The organism is Pseudarthrobacter sp. fls2-241-R2A-127, assembly GCF_030209355.1.
Classification (GTDB): domain Bacteria; phylum Actinomycetota; class Actinomycetes; order Actinomycetales; family Micrococcaceae; genus Arthrobacter.
Genome location: NZ_JARVSF010000041.1, coordinates 25,202 through 43,428 on the forward strand (window position 1 = coordinate 25,202; position 18,227 = coordinate 43,428).

20 protein-coding genes are annotated in these 18,227 nt (G+C 66.9%); 4 read left to right on the plus strand and 16 right to left on the minus strand.

Annotated features, from left to right (window positions below):
• Positions 1 to 125: 125 nt before the first annotated feature.
• Positions 126 to 401, plus strand: coding sequence for a GlsB/YeaQ/YmgE family stress response membrane protein (locus QRN53_RS19000; RefSeq protein WP_285245367.1), 276 nt, complete (start codon positions 126 to 128; stop codon positions 399 to 401).
• Positions 402 to 493: 92 nt separating this feature from the next.
• Here QRN53_RS19000 and QRN53_RS19005 read toward each other — a convergent pair whose 3' ends face one another.
• The 4 genes from QRN53_RS19005 to infC form a co-directional block, all read right to left on the minus strand.
• Positions 494 to 1,420: a TrmH family RNA methyltransferase gene (locus QRN53_RS19005; RefSeq protein WP_285245368.1), complete on the minus strand. Its 927-nt coding sequence runs from the start codon at positions 1,418 to 1,420 to the stop codon at positions 494 to 496.
• A 70-nt stretch (positions 1,421 to 1,490) separates the two neighbouring features.
• Positions 1,491 to 1,880, minus strand: a complete 390-nt coding sequence (gene rplT, locus QRN53_RS19010; RefSeq protein WP_018763610.1) for a 50S ribosomal protein L20 — start codon at positions 1,878 to 1,880, stop codon at positions 1,491 to 1,493.
• 118 nt (positions 1,881 to 1,998) lie between these two features.
• On the minus strand, positions 1,999 to 2,193 hold the full coding sequence (gene rpmI / locus QRN53_RS19015) for a 50S ribosomal protein L35 (protein ID WP_009358635.1): 195 nt from the start codon (positions 2,191 to 2,193) through the stop codon (positions 1,999 to 2,001).
• Positions 2,194 to 2,314: 121 nt separating this feature from the next.
• The gene (infC, locus tag QRN53_RS19020) at positions 2,315 to 3,340 is read right to left on the minus strand and encodes a translation initiation factor IF-3 (protein WP_502934861.1); all 1,026 of its coding nucleotides are present in this window, start codon (positions 3,338 to 3,340) and stop codon (positions 2,315 to 2,317) included.
• 401 nt (positions 3,341 to 3,741) lie between these two features.
• Here infC and QRN53_RS19025 point away from each other — a divergent pair, with 401 nt between their 5' ends.
• On the plus strand, positions 3,742 to 4,128 hold the full coding sequence (locus QRN53_RS19025) for a DUF1844 domain-containing protein (protein WP_018763612.1): 387 nt from the start codon (positions 3,742 to 3,744) through the stop codon (positions 4,126 to 4,128).
• A 133-nt stretch (positions 4,129 to 4,261) separates the two neighbouring features.
• Here the strand turns inward: QRN53_RS19025 and QRN53_RS19030 are convergent, their stop codons facing one another.
• From QRN53_RS19030 to QRN53_RS19065, 8 genes are all read right to left on the minus strand, one after another.
• Complete coding sequence (locus QRN53_RS19030; protein ID WP_285245369.1) at positions 4,262 to 5,572, minus strand: MFS transporter; 1,311 nt, start codon at positions 5,570 to 5,572, stop codon at positions 4,262 to 4,264.
• A gap of 56 nt (positions 5,573 to 5,628) precedes the next feature.
• A complete protein-coding gene (locus QRN53_RS19035; RefSeq protein WP_285245370.1) occupies positions 5,629 to 6,513 on the minus strand; it encodes an SseB family protein in 885 nt (294 codons plus the stop codon).
• Positions 6,514 to 6,534: 21 nt separating this feature from the next.
• Positions 6,535 to 7,281 (minus strand): bifunctional 1-(5-phosphoribosyl)-5-((5-phosphoribosylamino)methylideneamino)imidazole-4-carboxamide isomerase/phosphoribosylanthranilate isomerase PriA, encoded by a 747-nt coding sequence (gene priA / locus QRN53_RS19040; RefSeq protein ID WP_285245371.1) that lies wholly within the window; start codon positions 7,279 to 7,281, stop codon positions 6,535 to 6,537.
• Positions 7,282 to 7,357: 76 nt separating this feature from the next.
• Complete coding sequence (locus QRN53_RS19045) at positions 7,358 to 7,516, minus strand: CG2302 family histidine operon protein (protein WP_285245372.1); 159 nt, start codon at positions 7,514 to 7,516, stop codon at positions 7,358 to 7,360.
• Positions 7,517 to 8,284, minus strand: coding sequence for an imidazole glycerol phosphate synthase subunit HisH (gene hisH, locus QRN53_RS19050; protein ID WP_285245373.1), 768 nt, complete (start codon positions 8,282 to 8,284; stop codon positions 7,517 to 7,519).
• Positions 8,281 to 8,907, minus strand: coding sequence for an imidazoleglycerol-phosphate dehydratase HisB (gene hisB / locus QRN53_RS19055; protein WP_285245374.1), 627 nt, complete (start codon positions 8,905 to 8,907; stop codon positions 8,281 to 8,283). The genes hisH and hisB overlap by 4 nt, the downstream gene beginning before the upstream one ends.
• A 61-nt stretch (positions 8,908 to 8,968) precedes the next feature.
• Positions 8,969 to 10,087 carry a histidinol-phosphate transaminase gene (locus QRN53_RS19060; protein ID WP_285245375.1) on the minus strand — a complete coding sequence of 373 codons (1,119 nt, stop codon included), beginning with the start codon at positions 10,085 to 10,087 and terminating at the stop codon, positions 8,969 to 8,971.
• Positions 10,088 to 10,144: 57 nt separating this feature from the next.
• On the minus strand, positions 10,145 to 10,501 hold the full coding sequence (locus QRN53_RS19065; RefSeq protein WP_285245468.1) for a LysM peptidoglycan-binding domain-containing protein: 357 nt from the start codon (positions 10,499 to 10,501) through the stop codon (positions 10,145 to 10,147).
• Positions 10,502 to 10,913: 412 nt separating this feature from the next.
• On the opposite strand from QRN53_RS19065, the gene lexA reads away from it, so the two are divergent.
• Entirely contained in the window at positions 10,914 to 11,642 is a 729-nt protein-coding gene (gene lexA, locus QRN53_RS19070) for a transcriptional repressor LexA (protein ID WP_285245376.1), read from the plus strand.
• A 32-nt stretch (positions 11,643 to 11,674) separates the two neighbouring features.
• Here lexA and QRN53_RS19075 read toward each other — a convergent pair whose 3' ends face one another.
• Positions 11,675 to 13,735 carry an ATP-dependent DNA helicase gene (locus QRN53_RS19075; RefSeq protein WP_285245377.1) on the minus strand — a complete coding sequence of 687 codons (2,061 nt, stop codon included), beginning with the start codon at positions 13,733 to 13,735 and terminating at the stop codon, positions 11,675 to 11,677.
• Positions 13,728 to 15,305, minus strand: coding sequence for a GTPase HflX (gene hflX, locus QRN53_RS19080; protein WP_285245378.1), 1,578 nt, complete (start codon positions 15,303 to 15,305; stop codon positions 13,728 to 13,730). The genes QRN53_RS19075 and hflX overlap by 8 nt, the downstream gene beginning before the upstream one ends.
• 438 nt (positions 15,306 to 15,743) lie before the next feature.
• On the opposite strand from hflX, the gene QRN53_RS19085 reads away from it, so the two are divergent.
• Positions 15,744 to 16,367: a class I SAM-dependent methyltransferase gene (locus tag QRN53_RS19085; protein ID WP_285245379.1), complete on the plus strand. Its 624-nt coding sequence runs from the start codon at positions 15,744 to 15,746 to the stop codon at positions 16,365 to 16,367.
• On the opposite strand, the gene dapF is transcribed toward QRN53_RS19085, so the two are convergent.
• Together dapF and miaA are read right to left on the minus strand one after the other, a co-directional pair.
• Positions 16,339 to 17,283, minus strand: a complete 945-nt coding sequence (gene dapF / locus QRN53_RS19090) for a diaminopimelate epimerase (protein ID WP_285245380.1) — start codon at positions 17,281 to 17,283, stop codon at positions 16,339 to 16,341. The two genes, QRN53_RS19085 and dapF, sit on opposite strands and share 29 nt — an antisense overlap.
• A 44-nt stretch (positions 17,284 to 17,327) precedes the next feature.
• Positions 17,328 to 18,224 carry a tRNA (adenosine(37)-N6)-dimethylallyltransferase MiaA gene (gene miaA / locus QRN53_RS19095; RefSeq protein WP_285245381.1) on the minus strand — a complete coding sequence of 299 codons (897 nt, stop codon included), beginning with the start codon at positions 18,222 to 18,224 and terminating at the stop codon, positions 17,328 to 17,330.
• Positions 18,225 to 18,227 lie beyond the last annotated feature (3 nt).

An 18,227-nucleotide genomic window follows, 5' to 3' on the forward strand; every position in this document is an offset into this window, starting at 1 on the left:
ACCGTACCCGGGGCGCCGCTTAACGATGCAGCAACGGCTCCCGCCCGTCTACTGACTTTGCGGGGTGCTTATGTTAGCTTGAGCCTCATCGGGACTATTAATCCCGGTCACAATAAGGAGGAGACATGGGTTTTCTTGCTTGGATTATTTTGGGCCTGATTGTCGGGGCCATCGTTAAGGCCGTTATGCCCGGACGGGTTGGCGGCGGCTGGGTCACCAGCCTCATCCTTGGTGTTGTTGGTGCCATTGTTGGCGGCTGGATCGGCAGCCTTCTTTTCAACAAGGGCGATTTGGGCTTCTTCGACCTCGGCACTTGGATTCTCGCTATTGTTGGTGGCCTCGTTGTCGCCGGCATCTACGGATTCGTCACCGGACGCGGAAAAGCAACCCGCGCACCCTGAGCAGTCCGTCACCACATAACCCACGGGCCCCGGATCTCCGGGGCCTTTCTTTGTGCCCGGCCGCCCCATGGCGGCCGGCCCAGCCTCTGCTCCTAGCCTGCCGGGACCTGTTCCGGAACGCCCCCGTCCCGGCGCTGGGACCTGGCGCTGGCATAGAGGCAGACCGTGGCCGCGGTCCCCAGGTTCAGGCTCTCCGCAGCCCCGTACACGGGAACAGCCACCCGGTGGTCGGCCAAGCCAAGCTCTTCCTCCGACAAGCCTTGGGCCTCGTTGCCGAAGAACCAGGCGGTTGGTGCGGCCAGGTCGTATACGGAGTCGGGGCCGTTTCCGGTGAGCCTGCGGCGGGCGCTCTCATCCTGCAGTACATCCAGGTCCAGTTGTCCATAACCGTCTGCGGCGAGGATGCCGATGCCGCGGGCCTTGCAGGCAGCCGCGAGTTCCGCCGGATCGGCTGCCAGGACCACGGGCAGGTGGAAGAGGGAGCCGGCGGTGGAGCGGACTGCCTTGGGGTTGTAGATGTCAACGCTGGACGCGGTGAATACGACGGCGTCGGCACCGGCGGAATCTGCGGCGCGCAGCACTGTTCCGGCGTTACCGGGATCCCTGACCTGGCAGAGCACGGCAACCAGGCGCGGTCCGGCGTCGAGCACCTCCGCGAGGGAGACGTCAACGAACCGGCAGACGGCGACGATTCCCTGCGGATTGACCGTGTCCGCCATGGCCGCGAGGACTTCATCGGTGGCCAGCCGGGCAGTGGTTCCTTCGGCAAGCTCCTCGAACTCGGGAAACCGGTCCAGGCAGCTTTCGCTCGCGTAGACGTCCGTGACGATGCCCGGGGCTCCGGCCGCAAGGCGCTGCTGATGCAGCTTGAGCGCCTCCCGGACGGCCTGCGGTCCCTCTGCCAGGAACTGGCCACGCTTTAAACGGGCCGGGCGCCCTGCAAGCTTTGCCACGTCCCTGACCCGATCGGCTCGGGGATTGGAAAGTGGAAAATCTTGCGGGCGCCCGGTGTCGTTCATAGAAGAAACTGTAGTAGCTGCTGCCACCAGTTCCTGACCGGCCCCTCAGGGGAGGAGCGCTTCGCGGCCTCTAGGCTGCGGCGACCTTCTTGGCGGAGGTGTCAGCCGGCAGGGAGTCCTTGGCCACCTGGACCAGTGCGGCGAATGCGTTGGCGTCCGAGACGGCGAGCTCGGCCAGCATACGGCGGTCAACCTCGACCTCAGCGGCCTTCAGGCCCTGGATCAGGCGGTTGTAGGTGAGGCCGTTGGCGCGGGACGCAGCGTTGATGCGCTGGATCCACAGGCGGCGGAAGTCGCCCTTCTTCTTCTTGCGGTCACCGTAGCTGTACACAAACGAGTGCAGCAGCTGCTCTTTGGCCTTGCGGTACAGGCGCGAACGCTGTCCGCGGTAACCCTTTGCCCGCTCAAGGACAACCCGGCGCTTCTTGTGGGCGTTGACCGCCCTCTTCACACGTGCCACGTGCGTACTCCTTCGAAAATCTGATCCCAAGCATCTGTTGCCGGAAATCCGGCGGCCTGAGAAGGCTGTTTGGCAGAAGACGAACCGCCAGGGGGCGGCCCATCAATAAACTTGGAAACTAGATGCCGAGCATCTTCCGGATGACCTTGGCATCGCCCTTGAAGACGATCTTGTCGCCGGCGAGGCGGCGGGTCAGGCGGCTGGACTTGTGCTCCAGGTAGTGGCGGCGGTTGGCCTGCTGGCGGCGCAGCTTGCCGCTGCCGGTCAGCTTGAAGCGCTTCTTAGCACCACTGTGGGTCTTCATCTTCGGCATGGGAACCGATCTCCTTACGTTTCTGCGGGCCCTGGGGCCGGCAGTTCTATCGCGCAGCCGCCCCTGCGGGCAGCATGCTGGTTGCTGACTGCCGGAGGGCGGAACCTCCGGCAGCTGTGAACTAGTTGGTCTTCTTACCCGCCGGCTTCGGCGCTGCCTTGGGGGCAGGGCGGGCAGCAGGCTTCGGTGCAGCAGGCCTGGCCACCGGCTTTGGCGGTGCAGGCACGGCAGCGGGCTTCGGCGCCGCTGCCGCCGGCTTGGCGGCAGTCGCGGGCTTCGGCGCTGCGGCGGCGGCCTTCGGAGCTTCCTCCTTGGGCGCAGCAGCCTCCTGCTTCGGAGCTTCCTGCTTCGGAGCCTCCTGCTTAGGTGCAGCAGCCTTAGGTGCAGCAGCCTTGGGAGCTTCCTGCTCGGGAGCAGGTGCCGCCTTGGGTGCTTCCTCCGTAACGGCTTCCTGTTCGGGAGCCGGTGCGGCAGGCGCCTCGGTAGCGGCAGTTTCCTCCGGAGCCGTATCCGGTTCGGTGGAAACGGTGAACCCTTCCGGCAGGAGGTCGGCCAGTGACTGGGTCATGGGCGACTGGTCCGTGCCGGACGTGTCCACGCGGCCGGCGGCCTTGGCTTCGTTCTGTGCCTTGGCCTCGGCGCGCTGGGTGGCGCGGCGGGCTTCAGCCTTGGCCTCGGCCTTGTTCTTCAGCGGACCCACAACCATGACCATGTTGCGGCCATCGATGCGGGGGCTGGACTCCACCACGCCAACTTCGGCGACGTCGTCCGCGAAGCGCTGGAGCAGGCGGATACCCATTTCCGGGCGCTGCTGCTCACGGCCGCGGAACTGGATCATGGCCTTGACCTTGTCCCCGGCGCCGAGGAAGCGAAGGGCGTGGCCCCGCTTGGTCTCGTAGTCGTGGGTGTCAATCTTGAGGCGGAACCGGATTTCCTTCAGAACGGTGTTCGTCTGGTTCTTCCGTGCTTCACGTGCCTTGACCGCGGCCTCGTACTTGTACTTGCCGAAGTCCATCAGCTTGCACACCGGAGGCTTCGCCTGAGGTGCAACTTCAACGAGATCAAGGTCGGACTCGGCAGCCAGTCGCAGGGCATCCTCAATACGGACGATTCCTACCTGTTCACCTGCAGGGCCGACCAGCCGCACCTCGGGGACGCGGATACGCTCATTGATTCTTGGCTCGCTAATGTTAAAGCTCCTGTGTTTGTTGTTGTGTCCGGCAAATAGAGAAGGCCCCCAATTGCCGGAGCAATCGAAGGCCTCAGATAGGTTGGCGAAGCCGCCCCGGCAACGGGGAAGCACGCGCACAGTTCCGGCATATGCCGGTTCCATGCCCAACCAGTTACCCGGCAACCTTTCGTCCCCGGCGGTTCGCAAGGAACCTGGGAACAGCGGCTGACGCGGGTGGGAGAGAACTCCGCTTGCAAACTGTATGCCATTCTACAGAAAAAATTCCCGCCAACGCCGCGAAGCGCTGCTGGGAACCCATCGTTTGGAACGATTTCTGAAATAACGACATCCAGTCGGTCTGTGTCAAGCTTACCAGTATGAGCACCTCAGACAGTAATTCGTACGTTTTCGAGCCCGCGGACGCAGGCGCGGACGTTTCACAGCAGATCCGCGACATCTCGGAGGTCCCCGCCATCGAGGTGATCACCACTGCCGCCGTGCACCTCATGAGCGCCGCCGCCGTGAAGCTGGGGCTCGCCGCCGAAGACAACGCAGCCGAACTCAAGGACCTGGACGAGGCCCGGAAACTGATCACCGCCCTTGCCGGCCTGGTCACCGCGGCCGCCCCGGAAATCGGCTCCCAGCACGCCGGACCGTTGCGCGATGGCCTTCGGTCCCTCCAGCTTGCCTTCCGTGAGGAGTCCTTGATTCCCGACGCTCCGGGCAAGGGCCCGGGCGAAAAGTACACCGGGGCCGTGAACTAGCGCCGGACTCCCCCACGCAACGCCCGACGGCGGGACGACCACGCAAGGTCGTCCCGCCGTCGTCGTATCCCCGAAAAAGCGGCCGCTTCGCCAGGTGCAGCGCCGCCTCCGCCGCGGCGGCGCGCCGGACCAACTACCGGGGAGCAGTTGGACGGACGGGCATCCCGCGCCGGCGCCGCTGCAGGGCCAACCCCACCAGGCACAGCAGCACGCCCGCGCCGCCGACGGAAACGAAGCCGCCGGAGGGGCCCATCAGGTCGATGAAGATTCCCGCCAGCGGCGAACCGAGCGCAACACCGGCTGTCAGGGCCGAGCCGTACCAGCCCATCGCCTCCCCGCGCCGCTCCTCCGGGACAAGGTCCGCCACCTTCTCGGAGGCCGCCGAGAGCACCGGGGCACACAGCAGCCCGGGCAGGAGGGAGACGAAAGCCAGCGTCCAGGTGTCGTGGGCCAGGGCCATGGGCAGGGTCAGGGCCGCCATGCCCAGCAGCAGGAAGACGGGCGGGACGGGCCGGTGCATGGCGCCGTAGATGACACCACCCACTACGGAGGCCGCGCACCAAAAGACAAAGACGATGCCGATTTCGCTCTGGTGTCCGCCGATTTCAAGGGCGGCAACAATGCCGACGTCGGTGCCGCTCAGGACCATGCCGGCTCCGGCTGCCACCGCGAAGAGGGCCGCCACGGTGGCGGTGAACCAGGAGAAGCCGCCCGCCAACCTGCCCCGCAGGCCTTCCTGCGGGGCGGCGGCGCCGGCGGGCGCCAGTTCTGCGGCGGCTTCCTGGACATGTGCCGGTGCGGTGGAGACGACGGCGGCCTCCGCCGCGTGCTGCTCGTCAACGGCGAGTACCGCACCCTGCCCCGCACTGCGGGTGGGCGGGTTGAACCACATGAGGAACAAGCCGGCCAGCGACGTCGCTATGCCCACCACGGTCAAGCCGGCGGTGGTGAACCCGCTGGTGGCCACGACGGCGCCCGCCGCCGGGCCGATCATGAACACCATTTCCGTGGTGATGGCGTCCAGGGCAAAGGCGGTGCGGCGCTGCTCCCCTTCGGCCAGGACGCCCAGTGACTGCCGGACGACGCTGAAGATGGGAAGTGTGAGCAGGCCGCCGACGAAGACGAGCGGCAGGAGCCACTGGTAGGAAACGTGCGGCACCACGGACCAGATGATGGTCTCCGAGATCACCGACGGGATCAGTGCCGTCCGCAGGCCCACGGTGTCAACGCGCCGGCCACGCCAGGGTGCGCCAAGGGCAATGCCAATGGTCATCACTGCAGCGGCGGCGCCGGCCGCGGCGTAGCCCTGGCCAAGGGTCAGGACGATGTGGAGGGTGAGCAGGACGCCGGCGGCCGAGTGCGGGATCCGGGCAACCATGCCCACCAGCAGCAGCCGCCGGATGGGCCGGACAGCGAGCAACTCCCGGTAGAGAGCGAAATTCACGAAACGATCCTTCAGGGTCTACCCCGGCGCGGGCGGGGTCACCATCCGGCCGGCAGCTAGTCGGGAGCGCGCCTGAGCTTGATGTCCAGGGAATCGACGCGCTCCCCAAACAATACATTCCGGGACCATTCCACCTGCAGGCCTGCCACCAGTTCCTGGACAGCCGCAGCGTCCAGGCCGTCCTCAAGGTAGAGCACCACCTGCAGTTCGGGTCCGGCACCGCCGCCGTGGACCACCGTGCCGTCCGCCGCGGCAGCTGCCACTCCCCTGCCCGGCAGGAGTTCGATGCCGCGGACCGCGGGAAACCCGGAGGCCGCACGGCCTAATTCGCCGGCCAGCTCACGGTCTTCGTAGGAGGGGACCCAGTTGTGCTGCTTGGCCAGGGCCCAGACGGCCGGCCGGCGGACCACGAACGTGAAGTCGGCCCCTGGGTCCAGGACCAGCAGTTCAGCACCTTCAGCGACGGCAGAGAGCGCGGCGCGGGCCGCGTACACAGCAACCGGCCGGGCCTCGGGGTGCCATGCTGAGAGCGCGGCCGCCGAGGTGAAAGCCGGGAGCGCGGTCCGGCCGTCGGCGGCCTTCAGCGTGACCAGGGCCATGTCCGCCTGCTTGTCGGCGTGCAGCCCGTGATCCGTTTCAGCTTCTTCTGCCAGCTGCGCCACGATGGGGATGAACACCCGGGCCGTCGCCAGCGCGGCCACCACGCCGGCTTCGCTGCCGCTCCCCTGCCGGAGCGCGGCCACGGCGGCGAGGTACCCGGCGTCGGCCGTGCCGTCGTCGTCCTCAAAGTTGTGGATCTTCGCGTCCTCGCCGGCCAGGCTGCGCCCGGCCCACGGCCGGCCCGCGGAGTCCGAGGGCCCGCCGGCACCGGCGAGGGCTGCGGCGATATGTCCTGGCAGTGGGCGGCCTGCGGGGCGTACCGGTTTTTCGGAGCTGGGCATGGCCGGGCTGCTTCCCCGCGCCTAGCGGCGGCCGGCGACGTCGAGGGCTTCGGGCAGCGTGAAGGCCCCGGCATAGAGGGCCTTGCCCACGATGGCGCCTTCGACGCCCAGCGGCACCAGCGAACGGAGGACCTTCAGGTCATCGAGGCTGGAGATGCCGCCGGAGGCCACCACGGGCTTGCCGGTCTTCTCCACCATCTGGCGCAGGAGTTCAACGTTGGGTCCCTGCAGGGTGCCGTCCTTGGTTACGTCGGTCACCACGTAGCGGGCGCAGCCGGCCTCTTCGAGGCGGCCCAGCACGTCCCAGAGGTCCCCGCCTTCCTTGGTCCAGCCACGGCCGGCCAGGGTGGTGCCCCGGACGTCAAGGCCGACGGCGATCTTGTCGCCAAAGCGATCGATGGCCCGGCGGGTCCACTCCGGATTTTCCAGCGCAGCGGTGCCCAGGTTGACCCGGGCCACGCCCAGGTCCAGGGCCGCTTCGAGGGTCTCGTCGTCGCGAAGACCGCCCGAGAGTTCCACCTTGATGTCCAGCCGGCCCACCACGTCGCGGAGCAGGTCCGCGTTGGAGCCGCGCCCGAACGCCGCATCCAGGTCCACCAGGTGCACCCATTCGGCGCCCTGTTGCTGCCAGTTCAGCGCCGCGTCCAGGGGCGTGCCGTAGCTGGTTTCGCTGCCTGCCTCGCCCTGGACCAGCCGGACGGCCTGCCCATTGACGACGTCGACGGCGGGCAGCAGTTCAAGGACCGGCAGGTCATGTGCGGTGGTCATACTCATCCTCAGTTTTGGTTCTTCGGGACAGGGGCAAGGGCGAAAGCGGCGGCGTGAATGGAGCGGGCCAGCGGGATCAGCCGGCGGGCAGCGTGAGCAGGTAGGCGGCCAGCAGCGACATGGCTGCCAGGACGTAGAACGACACCTGCGTCCACAGCGGCTTGTGCTGTTGCCGGAACGAGATGCCGCCGCCGATCAGGATTCCGGCGAGGCCCATCAGGAGTACGGACCACATCTAGGCGCCGCTGCCGGCTTCGGCCGGGGAGGCGCCGTTCGCGGCTTCTGCGGTGGCGGGCTTGCGGAGGCCTTCCACCCAATTGCGCAGCAGCCGGGCGCCGGCGTCACCGGACTTCTCCGGGTGGAACTGGGTCGCGCACAGCGGCCCATTCTCGACGGCGGCGATGAAGGGGCCGCCGTGCTCGGACCAGGTAACCAGGGGAGCCGCCATTCGCGGCTGGATCACGTCGAAGTTCCACTCCTGCACACCATAGGAATGCACGAAGTAGAACCGCTCGTTTTCGACGCCGGCGAACAACTTGGAGCCTTCGGGCACCTTGACGGTGTTCCAGCCCATGTGCGGGACAACCTCGGCGCGCAGTGCCTCCACCTTGCCGGGCCATTCACCGATGCCTTCGGCTTCGGTGCCGTGCTCCACGCCCGCCTCGAAGAGGACCTGCAAACCCACGCAGATGCCCAGTACGGGACGTCCGCCTGCCACGCGCCTGCCGATGAGCCGGATGCCGTCCACGGCCTTGAGTTCGCGCATCACGGTCTCGAATGCGCCGACGCCGGGGACCACCAGGCCGTCGGCGTTGAGCACGTCCTCCGGCTTGGCGCTGAGGATCACTTCCGCACCGGCGCGCTCCAGGGCACGAACGGCGGAGCGGACGTTCCCGGATCCGTAGTCGAGTACCGTCACCGTGGGCTTGCCCTCGGGCGACGGGAGCCTCTGCGCCGCGGTGGGGTCGATGATTGCTCCGTCCTTGAGGATCTGGCCGCTCACAGTGCACCCTTGGTGGACGGGATGCCCTCGACTCGGGGATCGGGTTCGACGGCGGCGCGCAGGGCACGCGCGAACGCCTTGAACTGCGCCTCCACAATGTGGTGCGGGTCCCGGCCGGCCAGGACGTTCATGTGCAGGCAGATGCCGGCGTGCAGCGTGATTGCCTCAAAGACGTGGCGGGTGAGGGAGCCGGTGAAGTGGCCACCGATCAGGTGGTACTCCTGGCCTGCGGGCTCGCCGCCGTGAACCAGGTAGGGACGCCCGGAGACGTCCACCACGGCGTTGGCGAGGGCTTCATCCAGGGGCACGGTGGCCTCGCCGAAGCGGCGGATCCCGGCCTTGTTCCCCAAGGCGGTCCGCAGGACTTCGCCGAACGTGATGGCGACGTCCTCCACGGTGTGGTGGACGTCGATGTGGGTGTCACCGGTGGCTTTGACAGTCATGTCGATCAGTGAGTGCTTGCACAATGCCGTCAGCATGTGATCGTAGAACGGCACGGAGGTGTCGATGTCGGACACGCCCGTTCCGTCGAGGTTGATCTCCACGAGGACGGAGGACTCGCTGGTGGCGCGCTCCATGCGGGCGGTCCGGGCCGCAGCCGTGGTCGATCCGGTTGAACTCATGGTGAAGGGTCCTTAGTGGGAGAAGGAGTGGTTCAGGGCGTCCAGCGCCGCAGTACCAAGTCTAGGCGGGAAGCGCGGCCTGGCCCGCAAGGATGCGTTCCAGGGACGTGAGGAAAGCAGTGGTTTCGGCCTCAGTACCGGCCGTGACCCGCAGGTGGCCGGCAATTCCGACGTCACGGATCAGCACGCCGGCGTCGAGCAGTTCCTGCCAGACCTGGTGCGGGTTCTCCAGGCCGCCGAAGAACACGTAGTTGGAGTCGGACGCGGCTGGGGTCAGGCCCATCCTGGTCAGTTCCGCCACGATCCGGTCGCGCTGCTGCTTGATGTCCTGCACGTCCGCCATCAGCGCTTCCCGGTGTTCCAGGGCTGCCAGTGCGGTGGCCTGCGTGATGGCGGACAGGTGGTAAGGCAGGCGCACCAGGCGCAGGGCATCGGTCACCTCCGGGGCTGCGGCCATGTAGCCGAGGCGGGCACCGGCGAGGGCGAATGCCTTGCTCATGGTGCGGGATACGATCAGCCGCTCCCTGCCGGGCAGCAGGGTCAGTGCGCTGGGCGTGCCGTCGTGGGCGAACTCGTGATAGGCCTCGTCCACGATGACGATGGTCTGGCTTGCGGCACCGGCCTCGTAGACAGCCTCAACGACGTCCAGTCCCAGACCCGTGCCGGTGGGATTGTTCGGCGAGCAAAGGAACACGATGTTCGGCTTCAGTTCCCGTACCTGGCGGGCGGCGGACTCTGCGGTGAGGTCATAGCCTTCCCCCCGGACTCCGGTGATGTACCCGGTGTCCGTGCCACTGGCCAGCAACGGGTACATGGAGTACGTGGGCGGGAAGCCCAAGGCTGTCCGGCCGGGGCCACCGAAAGCCTGGAGGATCTGCTGCAGCACCTCGTTGGAGCCGTTGGCCGCCCACAGGTTGGTTTCGTCGAGGCCGTGTCCAAGGTATTCCGCCAGCGCCTTGCGGAGATCGGTGAACTCCCGGTCCGGGTAGCGGTTGAGGCCCGCCGCGGCTTCCGTCACGGCGGCACTGATGGCGGCGCGCACGTCCGCCGGAACGCCATGTGTGTTCTCGTTGACGTTCAGGAGAATGGGGACGTCCAGTTGGGGCGCCCCATAGGGAGTCAGCCCGCGAAGATTGCTGCGGAGGGGTAACCGGTTCAGGCGTTCTAGCTGGTCGTTCACCTGAACAGTTTAGTTGCCCTGGCAACGACCGGAAAATGTGACGGCCTCAGGCCCTCGTCAGTGGCTCGGGACAAAGAGCTGCTGCCCGGGCAGGACGGCGCCGGCGGACAGGTTGTTGAGCTGGACGATGTCTGCCACGACGTCGCGCGCATCCCGGTCCGGCGCCACGGCCCCGGCGATAGCCCACAGGGACTGACCGGGCTGGACGGTGACAGTCACCGTGGGTGTCACGGCGAGGTCCGCGGCGGAGTCGGACGCCTTGGCCGGGGAGTGGAAAAGTCCCGCCAGCGAGAGCAACAGCACCGCGACGATAATGAGCGGAACTCCCACCAGGACGATCCGGCCCCGGCGGGTCAGACGAAGGGGCGCCTGCGAAGGCGCACGACCGGCGCTGATCCGCCGGTTGGCGGACATGTGGCGTTCCGCGGTAAGGAATTCCGGACGGGAAACGTGGGAAAGAGTTAAAGCTGACATGAACTGAGCCCTCCTGGACCTGCCGTGCTGCCCGGTGTCCGCCGCTGCCGTCCTGCCCGCCTGCCGGAAAATCCGATCTTTTCCGGCCAGGTCTTCGAACAAGCCACGCAATGGTTAGAACACATATTCGAACTTTGCTTTCTAAGTTTTAGCACCTATCAACGAACAATGTCGAGACTCGCTAGAACAAATGTTTGAAAAAGCCATGTGGCTGGCCTAGCTTGGAACCCAAGAACAACCACCACTGAAGTTGAACAGCAGGGTCTGACAATGACAGGGGCAACCGTTCAGCCGGCGCCGGGGTACGGCGCGGGGCGGAACATCCGGCGGCAAGCGAAAGGCATTGGCAAACATGGCAGCAGCAGCCGCCGGGGGCAGGACGGCCCCGCAACCAAAGAGGACCTCAAAGGGGCTTACCCCGCGGCAGAAGAAGATCCTCGAGACCATCCAGCGGTCCGTCAATGACAACGGCTACCCGCCTTCAATGCGCGAAATCGGCGATACGGTGGGCCTGGCCAGCTTGTCCAGCGTGACCCATCAGCTGTCCCAGCTGGAGAAGCTGGGGTACCTCCGGCGCGACCCGAAGCGGCCGCGGGCCATGGAGGTTCTCATGCCCCTCACGCTCGATGGCGGCGCCGGGAAGTCGATCGCCGCGTCAGCGCCGCAGATGCCCGGTGCCACCGTAACGGAACTGCCCACCGCGCTGGACACCGCCATGGTTCCGCTGGTTGGCCGGATTGCCGCCGGCGGTCCCATCCTCGCCGAGCAGCTGGTTGAGGATGTCATGCCGCTCCCCCGGCAACTGGTGGGTCAGGGCGAGCTGTTCATGCTCAAGGTGGCCGGAGACTCCATGGTGGACGCCGCCATCTGCGACGGAGACTGGGTGGTGGTGCGCCGCCAGGCGGACGCCGTCAACGGGGACATCGTCGCTGCGTTGCTTGATGACGAAGCCACTGTCAAGACCTTTCGCCAGCGCGACGGCCACACCTGGCTGCTCCCGCAGAACACGCAGTATGAACCCATCCTCGGTGACCACGCCACGATCATGGGCAAAGTGGTTTCGGTGCTGCGGTCCCTCTGACCGCGCCCGTCACCTCCGGCCGCGGCAGGCCCCTAGCCTGAGGCCTCTGCGCCGAGCCTGGTGAGTGCCGCCAGCGCCTTGCTGCGGTCGGTGGTGGACCAGAACGGCGGCAGCGCACCGCGCAGGAAGCCGGCATAGCGCTCGGTTGCCAGCCGAGAGTCCAGGACCGCCACCACGCCCTTGTCGCCGGTTGACCGAATGAGTCGCCCGGCGCCCTGCGCCAATCGGACTGCCGCGTGAGTGGCTGACACCGACATGAATCCGTTGCCGCCGGCCTGGGCCACGGCCCGCGACCGCGCCGTCATGAGCGGATCGTCCGGCCTGGGGAAGGGAATCCGGTCGATCACCACAAGCCGGCAGGATCCACCCGGCACGTCCACCCCCTGCCACAGAGACATGGTGCCAAAGAGGCACGTGTCCGGCTCGTCGGCGAACTGCTTGACCAGGGCAGTCATGGTTGACTCGCCCTGGCAGAGCACGGTCATGCCGAGCTTGGGCCGCAGGACGTCGGCGGCCTCCTCCGCAGCGCGACGCGAGGAAAAGAGGCACAAGGCACCGCCACCGGATGCTTTGATGAGCGCCTCGAGCTCCTCCAGCGCCTCCGGCGAAACACCACGCCCGGGTTTGGGCAAGTGGCCTGCCACGTAGAGGATTCCCTGTTTGGGGTAATCAAAGGGTGAACCGACGTCCACGCCCTTCCAGCTGGGAGCTCCGTCGCCTATCAGGCCCAGTCCGCCCGCTGCCGGTTCGAACGCGGACCCGATGGCGAGGGTGGCTGAGGTCAGCACCACGGTATGGCCGGCGAAAAGTCCCTCCCGCAGCCGCCCGGCTACTGACAGCGGTGCAATGTTGACCAGTACCGGCGCATCCTCGTCAGGCTGGGAGTAGCCCTGGCCGGGATCGAAGGTGCTGGCCCGGGAGAACCAGACCACTTCGCGGTTTTCCCGCGCCGCGAGCAGCCTTTCGCACAGTTCCAGGATGAGCATGAGGCGTGACCTGGCGAGCTGCCGGCCGCCGTCGGCTGTGGTGTTGCTGTCCCCCTTGGAATCGGACAGTGCCGCGCGGCAGGCCTCACGCAGCTGGTCCACGCAATCCAGCTGTTCGTCGTTCAGGCCATTGGGAAGCAGGCCGTTCGGCGCCCCGGCCAGGGCCAGCTCAAGGTTGGCGGCGGCCGCGTTCAGGGCGTCAACGGTGATGGCGGTGTGCTTGCGGGCACCTGATGCGGCCGCGTGAACCATGGCGACGGACAGCTGCCCGGACACCGCACCGGTGACGCGGTCCTGCAACTCATGCGCTTCGTCCACCACCACGACGTCATACTCGGGCAGCACGGCGAGCCCCTCGAAGGCGCTGACCGCGAGCATGGCGTGGTTGGTCACCACGACGTCTGCTTCGGCGGCATCCTGCCGGGCCAGTTCGCTGAAGCACTCAGCGGCCATGGGGCATTTTTGGGCCCCCAGGCATTCCATGGAAGTCACAGACACCTGCCGCCAGGCACGGTCGGTCACGCCGGGCAGGAGCTCGTCACGGTCGCCGGTGGCCGTCTTCTCGGCCCACTCCCGCAACCGCACCACTTCCTTGCCCAGCTGGGAGGCCGGACCGCCCACAGAGGCAGCGAAGTGCGGCACGCTGGTGTCCTCGCCCAGGGAGAACAGCTGGCCTTCCGAGGGCTCCTCAGAGGGAAACCCGCCCTCCACCTTGTGGCGGCAGACGTAGTTGGACCGGCCCTTGACCAAGGCCACTTTGACGGGCCGTTCCAGGGCCGGGGTGATGTTCTTCAGGAGCCGGGGCAGGTCCCTTCCCACGATCTGGGTTTGAAGCGCCAGCGTGGCCGTAGACACCAAGGCAGGCTTGTTGCTTTCCAAGGCATGGGCAATGAGCGGGACCAGGTAGGCCAGCGACTTGCCAGTACCGGTCCCGGCCTGGACCAGGAGATGGTTGCCGGTGCTGATGGCCCGGGCCACCTGGCGGGCCATTTCGTGTTGTCCGGTGCGGCTTTGTCCGCCCATGCCGGCGACGGCGCGGTCGAGCAGTTCGATGACGAACTGCTCGCCGGCCGTCTGCGCAGCTTCCCCGGCCGCGCCGTCAGTCATTGAGGGCGAATGGTTCCAGCTCGGACGCCAGGCCCTCCCGGACCATCACCACGGCCCTGGTGCCTTCCTCAACGTGGTCGAGGTTGATGATTTCAGCGTCGGATTCGTGCAGTTTGCTGAGGAGATCGCCCCGGTCGTAAGGGATGAGCAGCTCGAGCTTGACGCTGGGCCTGGGGATGGCGTCGCTGATGGCTTTCAGCAGCTCGGCAATGCCCTCCCCCGTGCGGGCCGAGACCACCACGTGGCGCGGCTCGCGCTGCTTCAGCCGCTCAATCACGAACGGGTCAGCGGCATCGGCTTTGTTTAGCACGATGATCTCGGGCACCTTGCGGGCGTCAACTTCGCTGAAGACCTTCCGGACCGCGGCAATCTGGCCCTCGGGGTCGGGGTGCGAGACGTCCACCACGTGCAGGATCAGGTCCGAATCCGCCACCTCTTCCAGGGTGGAGCGGAAGGCCTCCACCAGCTGGGTGGGCAGCGAGCGGACGAACCCCACGGTGTCGGCCAGGGTGTAGCCCAGGCCGTCAGCGGTTTCCGCTTTGCGGACGGTGGGATCAAGGGTGGCGAACAAGGCGTTCTCCACCAGGACGCCGGCGTCGGTGAGCCGGTTGAGCAGGGAGGACTTCCCCGCGTTGGTGTACCCGGCGATGGCCACCGACGGTACCTCATTACGACGACGGTTGGCCCGCTTGGTCTCCCGGGCCGGCTTCATTGCGGCGATCTCACGCCGAAGCTTGGCCATGCGGGTACGGATCCGCCGCCGGTCCAGTTCGATCTTGGTTTCACCGGGACCGCGCGAGCCCATACCGGCAGCGGCGCCACCCACCTGGCCACCTGCCTGGCGGGACATCGACTCACCCCAGCCGCGCAGGCGGGGAAGGAGGTATTCCAGCTGCGCCAGCTCCACTTGGGCTTTGCCCTCGCGGCTCTTGGCGTGCTGGGCGAAGATGTCCAGGATCAGGCCCGTCCGGTCGATCACCTTGACCTTGACGATGTCTTCGAGGCCACGACGCTGTGAGGGTGCGAGTTCGGCGTCCACCACCACGGTGTCCGCGCCGGTGGACATGACAATGTCCTTCAGTTCGAGCGCCTTGCCCGAGCCCAGGAACGTTCCGGGATCCGGCTTGGCCCTCCGCTGCACCAGCCCGTCGAGGACCTCCGAGCCGGCCGTCTCGGCGAGGGCCGCAAGCTCACGAAGCGAGTTTTCGGCATCGGCGAGCGTTCCCTCGGACCACAACCCCGCGAGGACCACGCGTTCCAGGCGGAGTTGGCGGTATTCGACCTCCGTGACGTCTTCGAGTTCGGTGGACAACCCTGCCCTGCGGCGCAGGGCCCGGCGTTCCTCGAGGTCCTGCTGGTCGCCGTCGAACGTTGAATGTTCTTCGTCGAGGCGCGAGATGGCCTGGGCCTTGCCGAGCACCGCTTTTCCGGTGCTGCCGTCGCCGGGGGGCGTGCTGACATTCCGGGCGGGTACGTCCTTGGCGAGAATCCGGTCGATGACAGCCTGGATTTCCTCGGGACTCATGTCCTGGGCGGCTGGATCGGACCCGGTGTTTGGCTGGCTGGTCATGGTCTCCTTTGAAGATTCGGCAGTTCCAGAATAGTGCCGATTGGTTGGTACGTGGGAAGTATTCGCGCTGGGCTGACGGCCTGCGGTCATGCAGTCCTCCTGGTGGTGGGGCCGCCGGCTTCGATGCCGGGGCCAGGATGCCGCGTGCGACTGGGCGGCGGGGCTGGCGAGGCCGGAGAATGGCAGGAAGCGCAGTGGGGTGCTGACGTTCGAGTATTGTCCGGCGGCCGGCCCCGGACGAAGTGGTCCGGTCCGGTGCACAAGCGGAAGGTTGCAAACCTGCGTCGCTGGTGGGACAGGCTGCCTCTGCAGGGCAGCGGCGGGCACGGGCAGGACCCGTACCGGCTACTCAAAGATCAAGAACATGCCCATTAGCCTAACAGAGGGGTGTGTGCACAGTTTCCCTTTACGCTGCAGGGGGAACTACTCTGGCCAGTTATGGAGTCCGCTCACTATTTCAGCACGTCCCCCGCGGGGCCCTTCACCCGCAAGCCCCTCACCGTGGAACTGGCCGGGGGGACGCGCAAGCTCCACACCTCATCGGGCATCTTCAGCCCGGACGGCATCGACAAGGGTACGGCCATACTCCTGGCCGAGGTTCCTGCCCCGCACCCCCACGGCAACCTGCTGGACATTGGGTGTGGCTGGGGACCGGTGGCCCTCACCATGGCGCTGCTGGCACCCCAGTCACGGGTCTACGCGGTGGATGTGAACGAACGGTGCATCACTCTGACCAACGAGAATGCCGAGGCGCTGGGCCTGTCCAATGTGGTCGCAAGCACGCCTGAAGCCGTGGACGCCGATGTGCGTTTCGACACCATTTGGTCCAATCCGCCCATCAGGATCGGCAAGGGAGAGCTGCATGCCCTGTTGAAGTTGTGGCTCCCGCGCCTGGCTGAGGGCGGGACGGCGTGGCTGGTGGTTCAAAAGAACCTGGGCTCGGATTCCCTGCAGCGCTGGTTGGCGGCCGAGCTGGACAGCTCCTTCACCGTAACGCGCGAATCGACCGCCAAGTCCTTCCGGATCCTGAAGGTCAGGAAAGCGTCCCACTCGCCACAATGACCGCCGGGCCGCTGAGCTCAACATGCTCGTGGCCGCCGGGTCCGGCGAAGAACTTCACGCCGACAACGCCTCCGGGAACGTTGACGCGCCAGACGTCGGGAGCCTCGGCACCCGCCCAGTGCCGGATGGCTACGGCGGCCGCGCAGGCGCCCGTACCGCAGGACTGTGTTTCTCCCACCCCGCGCTCGTGCACCCGCATGGTCACGGATCCGACGCCCTCGTGCACGAGGGGCTCTGCCGGAACGACGAACTCGACGTTGGTTCCGTTAGCCGGGACGGGGTCGACTTTCGGCGCCGTGAAAAGCCGGGTGCCGACAAGTTCGGAGAGCTCGGCGAGGGCCACCACGGTATGCGGGTTGCCCATGCTCACGGACAAGGCCGGGCGGGGAACTTCTAGCCCGTCGGCGGCGACCAGGGAATCCATGGCCTTGGCGCTGGCTTCGCCGGGGAAGATGAACTCCCAAGGGCCCATGTCCACCGCGTAGTCGTTCCCGGTCCGGACAACGGTCTTGACCCCGCCGCGCGTCCCGACGGCCAGTGAACCGCCGTCGGGCAAGTCGATCAGTCCTTCAGTCCGCAGGAAGTGGACGAAGACCCGGACCCCGTTTCCACACATTTCGGACAGTGAACCGTCCGCGTTGCGGTAGTCCATGAACCATTCCGCGGCGGGCGTGTCCACGAGCAATTCGCGGCCTTCGGGCAGGTAACGCGAGGGCACCGCCCTGATCAGGCCGTCGGCGCCGATTCCCTGGTGCCGGTCGCACAGGGCAGCAGCCTGGTGGGCGTCAAAGGTGTGGGTACCCTCGGGATCGGCTACCAGCACGAAGTCGTTGCCCGTGCCGTGCCCCTTGGAAAAGCGAAGGCCGCCCAAAGCGCGAAGGGCGGATCCGGACGTTTCGGCGGGGGTGGCATTCATGGTCCCAAGCGTAGCGTCGGATGCCACCGCTGTTGAAACCGCGGCTAACGGCAGAGCAGCGCGGCCCTGCCGGCAAGTTCCGGATCCTGCCAGTCCATCCACGTAATCCGGGGATCCGCTCGGAACCACGTGAGCTGGCGGCGGGCAAACTGCCGGGTGGCCACGATGGTTTCCTCCGCAGCGTCCGCCACGGTTGAGGCGCCATCAACCACCCGCAGGAACTGCGAATAGCCAAGGGCCCGGGAGGCCGTCTTTCCCCTCCGCAAGCCTTGGGCGTCCAGCGTCCTGACTTCTGCCAGCAGCCCGGCGTCGACCATGCGGTGGACCCTGGCTGCCAGGCGCTCCCGCAGGACGTCACGGTCCACGCTGAGGCCCACCTGGACGGCCGGCTGATGGTACTCCCGGCGGGGCATGAAGGAGCTGAAAGGCCGTCCGGTGAGTTCGTGGACTTCCAGGGCCCGGATGATCCGCCGGGCGTCAGAGAGCCGCTCCGCGGACACGGGGTCCACGGCCCGGAGCCTTGCCAGGAGTTCCGCGGTGCCGCGTTCCGCGTGTTCGGCCTCAAGCCGGGCGCGCAACGAGGGGTCCGTGCCGGGAAACTCCAGCACGTCCAGTGCAGCCCGTACGTACAGCCCCGAGCCGCCGGCCAGGATGGCCCGCTTGCCGCGGGCATGGATGGCGGCGATCACGCCGCGGGCCTGCTCCTGGAAATCGGAGACACTCGCCTCCTGCGTAACGTCCATGATGTCCAGGAGATGGTGCGGCACCCCCTTGCGCTCGGCAACGGAGATTTTTGCGGTGCCGATGTCCATGCCCCGGTAGAACTGCATGGCGTCGGCGTTGATGACCTCACCGTCCAATTGCAGGGCAAGGTTGACGGCGAGATCGGACTTGCCGGAGCCGGTGGGACCGACGACGGCGATGACGGGCGGGGCAACCACCGG

Excerpts from the sequence above, each read along its gene's own strand:
- QRN53_RS19035 (WP_285245370.1), bottom strand. The coding sequence starts at position 6,513 with ATGCCCAGCTCCGAAAAACCGGTACGCCCCGCAGGCCGCCCACTGCCA.
- QRN53_RS19005 (WP_285245368.1), bottom strand. The coding sequence starts at position 1,420 with ATGAACGACACCGGGCGCCCGCAAGATTTTCCACTTTCCAATCCCCGA.
- rpmI (WP_009358635.1), bottom strand. The coding sequence starts at position 2,193 with ATGCCGAAGATGAAGACCCACAGTGGTGCTAAGAAGCGCTTCAAGCTG.
- QRN53_RS19085 (WP_285245379.1), top strand. The coding sequence starts at position 15,744 with ATGGAGTCCGCTCACTATTTCAGCACGTCCCCCGCGGGGCCCTTCACC.
- hisB (WP_285245374.1), bottom strand. The coding sequence starts at position 8,907 with ATGAGTTCAACCGGATCGACCACGGCTGCGGCCCGGACCGCCCGCATG.
- QRN53_RS19025 (WP_018763612.1), top strand. The coding sequence starts at position 3,742 with ATGAGCACCTCAGACAGTAATTCGTACGTTTTCGAGCCCGCGGACGCA.
- QRN53_RS19075 (WP_285245377.1), bottom strand. The coding sequence starts at position 13,735 with ATGACTGACGGCGCGGCCGGGGAAGCTGCGCAGACGGCCGGCGAGCAG.
- QRN53_RS19065 (WP_285245468.1), bottom strand. The coding sequence starts at position 10,501 with ATGTCCGCCAACCGGCGGATCAGCGCCGGTCGTGCGCCTTCGCAGGCG.
- hflX (WP_285245378.1), bottom strand. The coding sequence starts at position 15,305 with ATGACCAGCCAGCCAAACACCGGGTCCGATCCAGCCGCCCAGGACATG.
- QRN53_RS19000 (WP_285245367.1), top strand. The coding sequence starts at position 126 with ATGGGTTTTCTTGCTTGGATTATTTTGGGCCTGATTGTCGGGGCCATC.
- priA (WP_285245371.1), bottom strand. The coding sequence starts at position 7,281 with ATGACCACCGCACATGACCTGCCGGTCCTTGAACTGCTGCCCGCCGTC.
- QRN53_RS19045 (WP_285245372.1), bottom strand. The coding sequence starts at position 7,516 with ATGTGGTCCGTACTCCTGATGGGCCTCGCCGGAATCCTGATCGGCGGC.
- lexA (WP_285245376.1), top strand. The coding sequence starts at position 10,914 with ATGGCAGCAGCAGCCGCCGGGGGCAGGACGGCCCCGCAACCAAAGAGG.
- dapF (WP_285245380.1), bottom strand. The coding sequence starts at position 17,283 with ATGAATGCCACCCCCGCCGAAACGTCCGGATCCGCCCTTCGCGCTTTG.